The sequence below is a fragment of the Rhodococcus sp. I2R genome (genome assembly GCF_020889545.1).
GTDB lineage: Bacteria > Actinomycetota > Actinomycetes > Mycobacteriales > Mycobacteriaceae > Rhodococcoides.
On record NZ_JAHUTG010000064.1, the window covers coordinates 1 to 1508 of the forward strand.

Consider the following 1508-nt stretch of genomic DNA (forward strand, 5'->3'; position numbering starts at 1 on the left):
CTAGACATCCCAGGTCCGTAATTTGTCAAGCGGCGGTGGGCTGTTGCGCGGTTCGGTGTGCCCAGGCGGTGTGTTCGTCGTATTCGGTGTGGTGGCGTAAGCAGCCGTGCAGTATGCCGACGAGGCGGTTTCCGAGGGCGCGGAGTGCCTGGTGGTGGAGGTCGCCGGCAGCTCGGTGTTGGTCGTAGAACGCACGGGCACCCGGGCTTTGGGTGAGCGCACAGAATGCCCATTGGTCGATCGCGTCGTAGAGTCGCCGGTTACGGATGTGGCGGGCAAGTACGGCGCGTTTTTTGCCGGATGCGATCGTCAGGGGTGACGTACCGGCGTAGTTCTTGCGAGACTTGGCGGTGGTGTATCGGTTGCTGTCGTCACCGAATTCACCGAGCACCCGGGCGCCGAGAATGACACCGAGTCCTGGCAGGGAGAGGTAGATGCCGGCGTCCGGGTGTGCTTCAAAATGGCGGGTCAATTCGGCTTCGAGGTCGCCGATCTGACGGTTCAACTCCGCGATCAACGCCACCGCCGATCGGGTGGTGGCAGCGTACGCAGTGGTGACCGCCGGCGGTGCTGTGAGATGTTCGGTACGCAACGCCTTCCGGATTTCCTGGGCGCGGGATTCGATATTGCGTTGTCTCCCAGACTTTTTCAACACTCCCCGGATCGCCGCGGCGCTCAGGTGCGCTGCCTCGGCGGGTGAGGCGGCACAGGTGAGTACGGCGATCGCGTCGCTGTGGTGGAGGCTGTCGAACGCATCCAACGCAGCGGGGTAGTACTCGCGCAACGCCGAGCGCAGAGCGTTGGTCTGCCGGTTGCGGGACCAGATCAGATTCTGGTGCCCGCGGGCCAGTACCTTGATCGCGTCGGCGTCGGCGGAGTCGCCGGCGATAGTGCGATGATTGTGTCGGTCGGTCCGCACCAGGTCGGCCAAGAGTTTGGCGTCACCGGTGTCGGATTTGGCACCCGAAAGGTGGTGGCGGTCTCGGTACCGGGCCGCGGCCAACGGGTTGACTGCGTAAACGGTGTATCCGGCTGCGAGCAGGGCCGATACCCACAGCCCGCGGTCGGTTTCGATGCCGACGACAACGTCGGCCGGTGCCTGGGCATGTGAGGCCACCATCTCGTGAAACCCACTGATGCCCGCAAGTCCTTCGGGTAGCCGGCGTGACGCCAGGCGTGTCCCGTCGGCGCTCATCACGTGGATGTCGTGGTGGTCCTCCGCCCAGTCGTCTCCCACGAAAATCATTCGGTTCTCCTCGCGTTCGATACGATCACTGGCGGTGAGCCTCGAGGGATCCGGACCGCGACCTAATGGATCAGTGCTCGACTGGCACGACACCCCATCAGCATTCTGGGACCCCTCGCCAACTGGTGGGGGCACGATCTAGGGTTAGGAGTCACACAATCACTCCAGGTTGAAATAGTGCTCACCCACCAGCGGCTCGGTGACCAGCGTTCTCCGGTTGCACCAGCTCCAGCCGAAGACTCGCCGATCAAGTCCCATTAGG

1 protein-coding gene is annotated in these 1508 nt (G+C 63.6%); it reads right to left on the reverse strand.

Annotated features, from left to right (window positions below; genetic code table 11):
* Positions 1–25: 25 nt before the first annotated feature.
* Entirely contained in the window at positions 26–1246 is a 1221-nt protein-coding gene (locus KVY23_RS24790; RefSeq protein ID WP_230558531.1) for an IS110 family transposase, read from the reverse strand.
* Positions 1247–1508 lie beyond the last annotated feature (262 nt).